7 protein-coding genes and 2 rRNA genes are annotated in these 7,431 nt (G+C 37.6%); 4 read left to right on the top strand and 5 right to left on the bottom strand.

The genetic code is table 11. The features are described 5' to 3' along the window. The first annotated feature begins 151 nt into the window (after positions 1 to 151). Both J7K40_05835 and J7K40_05830 read left to right on the top strand, forming a co-directional pair. Positions 152 to 313: a hypothetical protein gene (locus J7K40_05835; protein MCD6161917.1), complete on the top strand. Its 162-nt coding sequence runs from the start codon at positions 152 to 154 to the stop codon at positions 311 to 313. Between the two features lie 813 nt (positions 314 to 1,126). Next, a complete protein-coding gene (locus J7K40_05830; protein MCD6161916.1) occupies positions 1,127 to 1,399 on the top strand; it encodes an HU family DNA-binding protein in 273 nt (90 codons plus the stop codon). A gap of 124 nt (positions 1,400 to 1,523) precedes the next feature. On the opposite strand, the gene yedF is transcribed toward J7K40_05830, so the two are convergent. Then, entirely contained in the window at positions 1,524 to 1,871 is a 348-nt protein-coding gene (gene yedF / locus J7K40_05825) for a sulfurtransferase-like selenium metabolism protein YedF (GenBank protein ID MCD6161915.1), read from the bottom strand. Between the two features lie 759 nt (positions 1,872 to 2,630). Between yedF and J7K40_05820 the strand changes: the two genes are divergently transcribed. Both J7K40_05820 and J7K40_05815 read left to right on the top strand, forming a co-directional pair. Next, positions 2,631 to 2,780 (top strand): hypothetical protein, encoded by a 150-nt coding sequence (locus J7K40_05820; protein ID MCD6161914.1) that lies wholly within the window; start codon positions 2,631 to 2,633, stop codon positions 2,778 to 2,780. A gap of 69 nt (positions 2,781 to 2,849) precedes the next feature. Further along, positions 2,850 to 3,809: a hypothetical protein gene (locus J7K40_05815; GenBank protein ID MCD6161913.1), complete on the top strand. Its 960-nt coding sequence runs from the start codon at positions 2,850 to 2,852 to the stop codon at positions 3,807 to 3,809. A gap of 178 nt (positions 3,810 to 3,987) precedes the next feature. On the opposite strand, the gene J7K40_05810 is transcribed toward J7K40_05815, so the two are convergent. The 4 genes from J7K40_05810 to J7K40_05795 all read right to left on the bottom strand — a co-directional run. Continuing rightward, the gene (locus J7K40_05810) at positions 3,988 to 5,442 is read right to left on the bottom strand and encodes a glycosyltransferase family 39 protein (GenBank protein ID MCD6161912.1); all 1,455 of its coding nucleotides are present in this window, start codon (positions 5,440 to 5,442) and stop codon (positions 3,988 to 3,990) included. A 449-nt stretch (positions 5,443 to 5,891) separates the two neighbouring features. After that, the gene (locus tag J7K40_05805) at positions 5,892 to 6,338 is read right to left on the bottom strand and encodes a hypothetical protein (protein ID MCD6161911.1); all 447 of its coding nucleotides are present in this window, start codon (positions 6,336 to 6,338) and stop codon (positions 5,892 to 5,894) included. Between the two features lie 451 nt (positions 6,339 to 6,789). Beyond that, positions 6,790 to 6,906, bottom strand: a 5S ribosomal RNA gene (rrf, locus tag J7K40_05800). A gap of 185 nt (positions 6,907 to 7,091) precedes the next feature. Then, positions 7,092 to 7,431: ribosomal RNA gene (locus J7K40_05795) — 23S ribosomal RNA — on the bottom strand; the annotation flags it as partial.

The raw sequence follows: 7,431 nt of genomic DNA, 5'->3' as shown, positions 1-7,431 counted from the left end.
GGAATGACATCACTATAGCATCCGCCTAAGGCGGACAAAAGGCCGGACAGTAGTTATTAATTTTATATAATTTTCAATTTTACTAAGCCAAGAAGCTATTATAGTCTAAACTGCAATATCATAATGTCTTACAGGCGAATCAAAATTTTTATTGTATGAGCCAATCCCCAAAGGAAATGAAATCATATTATTTGATGAAGATGAAGCGATGATTGCTAAGTTGGGCAACAAGATACTTAAACCGCCTGGCTGCATTGTTGCAGTGAGGACAAATGGTATTATGGCGCACGCAAAGCTTCGCATAACCGGTTAGAACCAACCAAGGCCAAAAACCTTGTGAGTTAGGGGATGTTTTTAATTTGCCTAACTGAAGGAAAGAGCTGACAATGATAAAGAACAGTATCATAATAACCAAAAAATCTAATTAGTACAAATTATTTTATTTAAAAACCGACCGGTTAAGGAATAAGTTCAACTATGTTAATATTGGGATATTTAGTTTTGTGTTTGTTTGTATATAAACGGCGGTTGAAAAATGTACCGAGTAGCGGTCGAAAGATGTATCACTCAGTGGCTAAAAATAACTTTTTTATTATGAATAGTATTCCTTACAACCCACTATGAACCACTGACCTTTTTGAAATTATAGTTAAACTCTCGATTATATTCGTTAAAATTTGCGAGTTAGTTTTAAACTTTGACAGCATATCACAGGTTTGTTTATTTACCCTAATCCAATAATTATCTTAAGGTTCCAGTCATGAGCGAAGTGGTGATTAGTGCTAATCTCAGCTTTCCGATAAGCAGCCGCCCTGAATAATGTCTTCTTTTCCTGCTCGCAGCGGGGCGCCGCTATATGTGTTGCAACCATTAACAGGGCTTTATTGAACTCGCTATAATAACCGCGGTACAATATGGCAATACTATAAAGATAAAAGGAACACCGGATGTAATAGGCAGCTAAAATGATGTTGCTGATTTGGCAATAACCTAATCAACTTAACAACCTCTGAAACACATATTAACTTTTTTCATTTTCTAATTATAATAGTTGACATTATGCCGTTAATTGTGATAGGTATTATTAATTAAACAAAAACCTCTAAATTTAATTAAGGAGAGAGCTATGTCAAAAGAGATGATTATAGAACAAGTCGCCAAAGATGCGGGAATAACTAAAGCTCAAGCAAAAATAGCTTATAAGTCAGTATTAGACTCAATTACCAACAGTTTAAAGAGAGGTCAGAAAATAACCCTGGTAGGATTTGGCACATTCTTAGTCAGCAACCGTAAGGCTCGCGATGGCCGCAATCCCAGAACCGGCGAAACTATGAGAATTCCGGCAAGCAACGTTCCCCGTTTTAAAGCCGGCAAATCTTTGAAGGATGCCGTAAGATAGTATTTATCTGAGATATTCATCAGTATCGGGAAGCTTTCCGTCTATGGCAAACATTCTGAATTATTAAACAATTCGCAGAGGCGTTTTCAGTATAGTTATATGTATATTTGTACCTAAATATTAACTACGGTGATAATATCTTTTTGAATTTGAGCATAGCCTTAACTGTTTCTTTCATATTGGTCGGCTGGCCAATAATCAATTTATCTTGCCTGCCGTAATAATCAAGGCAGGTTTCACAGGATAATATCTCAGAACCGTTTTCTTTGAGTTGATTAAGCATATCAATTACCTGAGAACCCTCAGTAGTAAGGAAAATACCGCTGTTCATACAGATAATTTTAGCTGGGGCGGTTCCCGATTCTATGAGCATTTTTAAAAACGCTTTTATTAGTTTTTCGCCAAGGTCTATTTCGCCCTGGCCTAAGCCAGAGGAATTTAAAAACAGCAGCAGATTCTTATCGAGCTTCATTTATTTAATCTCCTTGTTTCAACATAATGTTATTCTCAATTCATTAATAATAGTTACTTAACAATAAAGCAATATGTTCAATGTTTAAAACGATTCTTTATCTGAAATAGTTTAATCCCAGATTTTGCAGTTGAAGGAAAAGAGGGTGTATGCAATACACCCCTACGCGCTGATGTATACAAAGTTAGATTTATTCACGCGTCGTCAGGAATCCCTTCCTGCCGACATTGCTCCATATACAAGCATATCCCTCAGGGTGTCGTCCGCTGTAACGGACTTTCATCTTGAGGGATAATAAAATCTGGATTAAAATATAAATATTTGCACTACTGTCCGGCCTTTTGTTCGCCTTAGGCGGATGCTATACTTAATGTCATTCCCGTGGACGGGCTTGTTGAGAAAGTCCTTTCACGGGAATGACAATAAATGAAAAGCAATCGAATCAGAAACAGTTTCTAATATTTAATCACGAAATAATATGCAAAGCCTAAGACAAAAGTTTGATGTTTTACCGGAGTCGCCCAACGTCCCGTTGCTCTTTGGATTATGAATTAAGCAAGTTTAGCTTGTTGGATATTGTCTAAAGAACTCTATGAAAAAGGCCGGACAGTAGTGAAATATTTGATAAGATTACTATTATACCAATTGAAATTTTTACCGCTCTTTATGAATTTTCTTATCAACAAATGCCGAAATTTTTAGTATAATATCAGCGATGTTTTATTAAGGATACCAAGCTAATAAATAAAGGAAAAGAAAGTGAAAAATGCTATCATATTTGCCCTGCTTATATTGGCAATTTGTACTTCATCATTAATTGCGCAATCTCCAGAAACATTTGAAGCGGTAAAAACTTTATCAGCTCAATCAGGCAAGCCTATTCTTTTAGAGTTCTTCCGCGATGACTGACAGTATTGCGAACGCGCCGCTCGTGAAGCGGAATCTAAGAAAGCCATCAAAAACGCTTTAGAATCGGTTGTGCATCTATCGCTTAATGTTAAAAAAGGCGAAGGTGTCGAACTAAGCAAACAATATAAGATTGGGATATTCTATCCGGTCTTTATCCTGATAAACAGCGATGGCGATATAATCACTCGCTGGGACAGTTATTATGGAGCTAAGCGGTTTATCAATACTCTAAATAGGGCGCTGTCCGACATGACAACAATAAAAGAACGTCTCAACAGGTTCCGGATTAAGCCATCCCTTTATGATGCCTTATTTCTTGCTAAATACCATGCGGATATTTATGAGCATTTGCAGGCAGTCGAATATTATCGTCAGGCGCAAATGCTCAATACAAACAAAATGGAAAATTATTATTTCGAGATATTTTCAAATACCGCCAATGCCGCCTGGAATGAAAAGATTACCTTTGAGGATGTTTTGCCTGTTGCCGATACCGCTATAAAATCTAACGATAACAACCCGGTCAAAATTGTTAAAATCGTCCGGGTTATAAGCAATCTTTCACGGAAATTGTTTAAGACAGATCAAATAGAAAAATATCTTCGCTATGGGCTTGATGCATCAGCGAATAACCCAAATCCCAGTATGATTAAAGCCAATAACCAGTTGAAAATCGATTTTGCTTTATATGTTAGAAAAGATACAGCTGAAGCGATAAAAATTAAAAAGGAAACTCTCGGCCCAAACTGGGAAAATAATCCTGATAAATTTTATTCATTTTCGAAATGGTGTTTAGATAGAAAAGTCAATCTTGAGGAGGCTGAGAGGTATGTCCGTCGAGCTGAAAGTATGGCTGAACCGGGCGAGTTTAAAGCCGGCGTGCTAAGCGTTCTTGCCGATATTTGTTATTGCCGCGGCAAAACTGATGAAGCAATTAAATATATCAATATAGTAATCGCTCAGGATGCTGATAAGGATAAATATAAACAGCAGTTGAAAAAATATCAGGAAAGCAAGGCTAAAAAGTAGTGATTGGTGTTTATGTGGGCGGCATCCGCCAAAGGCGGACCCCCGCTTCGCTACAGATGAGTACGTCTAAGGCAAATACCAGCCACCAAACACGGCATTTGCTAATGCGGAAAACCGCAAAAGGCAGTTCTCGCAAATACCCAAGTTGCGGGACTAATGAAAAATCTAAGCAAATAGATTAATGAGTAACCATTTTATTTGATTTTATATCCCAACCTAAAGTCATGACACGATCCGAATAGCCTATTGCATTACTTTTATATTGGCTAACTTCTTTAACTTGAACATCAATCAATTTATTAAATTTCACAAAAATCATCGCTTCTATATGAATCTCACTTGGCAATACAATAAAAGCGCTCTCAATATCTTTGGTTAGTATTATTAATATGTCGCTCTTTTTTAAGTTATCAGTTATGCCGTATAAACTGTCGAGAATTTCATTAGTAATATTTTGTTTATAAATGAATATATTTGACACTTTCTTTATTATTAAAAAATTGCCCGATATAAATAGTATTACCATTATAATCATTATGGATTTTTTATTTAAAAATTTGAATCGCGCCCAAATAACATTTATTATCAGCCAAGAAATAACTACCGAAAAACCCGGAATAACGCTATACATAAATCTGGACGCTGTTTTTCCGGGATATAGATCAAATAATCCCAAATTCCAATCAAATATGATAATCGTAGAAATAAACATAACGGACCACAAAATAAAATATTTCAAGGCATTTCCGCCTTTTTTAAATGCATAGAACAACACTAACGGCGCTGCTAAAGTCGCCGTAATCTTAATCGCTTTAACTGCCCAAAGCATTCCTTCCGGGATTATTGCGGCGAATCGTTTAGATAATGGAAAGATAATATATATTATAAAATACCATAGGTTCATTATTGTCTCTAAACCAATAACTAATTTCTTATCTGCATATGTGCGAGTAATAAAATACATTATTATATAAATGAGATATATTAAAATTATAAAAATGGAATATAATCTGAATTCTTTTGATAGAGGATTTTTTCGCTTGAGAATCAGCAATAAAAAGAAGAGACCAATTGTAACAAATCCAGATTCCTTAATTAAAGTTGCCGCTATACCAATTAAGAAAACTATAATAAAATTTAATATTTGAGGTCTTTCAATTAAATCAATCATTTTTAGCGTAAACAGAAGCGATAACATTGTTACCCAAAGATCATGTCCAACAGAAATCCATAGAAGAGCGGAGGAATTCAAATAATAGAATCCGAATATTAAAGCGCTCAAATTGCATACTTTTTCGCTAACCCCGAATTTTTTTAACACTTTCCATAAAAGCCAGATATTTGAGGCATGAAGCAATATATTTATCAGGCTAAAAATATATGCATTTTCGCCGAAAATATTCTGCCAAATAAAAATTATAAACATATTTAAGGGACGTAAATAGCCATACATTGGCCGCTGGAAAAATATTTCCGGGTTATCAAATGCTTTCTTAGCGTTAGCTAACCATAACCAATCATCTCCAATAAATTGCTTTGAGATAAAAAATAAATACATTATCACAGAACCGACAATAATCAGCATCAAGGTTTGATTATTAATCGATAGATTTTTTCCGGTTATATTTTTCATAAACATAATGTTATTTAATTATAGACATTATCACAAGAACTAATGTTAATAATTGTGTGAATTTATTTTTCGAGCAGCAACCTTTTTGCCTGCATACACCAACATATATTTGTTGGCAGATGAAGTTAGTCTAAAGCGAATGCCCGCCACAAAGAAGCAATCAGCGGTAGAGCATCCGTCAACTCTGCCGGATACCCCAGCATCAAAGCACTAAGCAGAAGTAGGTCAAGTCCACTTGGGACTTGATCCGCCAGTCAAATAGGTCAAACTTCAAGTAGGTTTGATCTACCAAGCTATTAAACATATAGTGGAATAAATTATCGGGCAAGCATTTTTCTGTATTCTGAGGTAACCCACTCCCGGTTTGGGCGGGAGTTGGACACCCGGCAAATTCACTGAAGTAATACTCTCCCGTTTGGGGCTGGAGAGGGGCATCTGTGCATTTTGATTCACTCCTCGCCTAACTCCTCCAAGTCAGCAAGGTCTTTCTTCCTTCCCAGTGCTCTTTTATTGGTGATAAATTGCTCACGACCTATAAAATAAACTGGGGTATCGCCGTAATTACCCGCAATCCGATGAGCATAAACCTCAGCCCAGGATACTCCGGTAAGTGATGTGATGATATCCACTCGAACCGGCGGAACTCCAAGTTGGATAACATTATCAGCAACAATAAAGTCGCTTTCGGATAAACCCATAGAACCAAATCCGAATTCCACAAGAGCAACCAGAATCCGCTGGGAATTTTCCTTATCGGATTTAACCAGGATATCTAGATCGCCGGTATAGCGAGGTACTCCATGCATTGCCAGCGCATAAGCTCCAACAATCACATAACTAACTTCATGCTTGTTGAATAACTCTAACAGTTCTCTGAAGTCTTGCTGTAGTTCCATTGTGTTGTTTCCTCAAGTACTGGACAGCGGCAATTCTCTCCTCAGGGTTTTTGCCTAACCAGTATGCTAAATCATCCAGAATGGGATTATATCTATCCAGAGTAGTTTTTTTTACGACCTTTTTAATCATCTATTCTGCTTTCTTCCTGATTAAGATTATAGAACAAACCAATATAGCTGTCAATTTAATTATTCGGATGTTCATCGCAGCCAATCATCTCCCGCATTTTAAGGCAACCTTCTCCCGCTTTGGGCGGGAGTGGGGCACCCGCGCTATTACGCCTAATCCAATAATTAAAATACAATTTCTTTTCTTTCTCAATTTAAACCTCCTTTACATATATCCTTAACCAAACTACCCTTTCCTGACTACTTTGTATAGCACAAAATCGCCTTGCATGTCAATAAAATAAAAACCGCGCCTTGATATCAAAGCGCGGTTTCAATTTAAACCCGGCAGCGTCCTACTCTCCCACCCCTGTGAGGAGGCAGTACCATCGGCGTTGGGAGGCTTGACTTCCGTGTTCGGAATGGGAACGGGTATGACCCTCTCACCATCGCCACCGAGAAAACTTTTCGTTGTCGGTTCAGGAGGACCCGACAACACATTTATTATCAAAGAGCATGCTCTTTGACATCTTAACAGAACATAGTGGCAGGTTATCAGATTTGGAAATCTGACAACACGTAAAAAGTATCATGTTTGAAGACTTGTTACCATTTAATTGCAAACAAAGGTTTTGCTAAAATTTTATGGTCAAGTCTCACGGCTGATTAGTACCGCTCGGCTAAATATATTACTACACTTACACCTGCGGCCTATCGACCTGGTTGTCTTCCAGGAGCCTTTAGTCCGCCGTTAGGCGGAAGGGATATCTAATCTTGGGATGGGCTTGGCACTTAGATGCTTTCAGCGCTTATCCCAACCGAACGCTGCTACCCAGCTATGCCGCTGGCGCGACAACTGGTTGACAGGAGGTTCGTCCATCCCGGTCCTCTCGTACTAAGGACAGCTTCCCTCAAATATCCTGCGCCCGCATCAGATAGGGACCGAACTGTCTCACGACGTTCTAAACCCAGCTCACGTACCACT

This window comes from Candidatus Zixiibacteriota bacterium (assembly GCA_021159005.1).
In the GTDB taxonomy this organism is placed as follows: Bacteria; Zixibacteria; MSB-5A5; order UBA10806; family 4484-95; genus JAGGSN01.
This window is presented reverse-complemented; position numbering and strand designations above follow the sequence as displayed.

Bases quoted from the DNA above. Each gene is read 5' to 3' on its own strand.
- J7K40_05830 (MCD6161916.1), top strand. From the start codon at position 1,127: ATGTCAAAAGAGATGATTATAGAACAAGTCGCCAAAGATGCGGGAATA.
- yedF (MCD6161915.1), bottom strand. From the start codon at position 1,871: ATGAAGCTCGATAAGAATCTGCTGCTGTTTTTAAATTCCTCTGGCTTA.
- J7K40_05810 (MCD6161912.1), bottom strand. From the start codon at position 5,442: ATGAAAAATATAACCGGAAAAAATCTATCGATTAATAATCAAACCTTG.
- J7K40_05805 (MCD6161911.1), bottom strand. From the start codon at position 6,338: ATGGAACTACAGCAAGACTTCAGAGAACTGTTAGAGTTATTCAACAAG.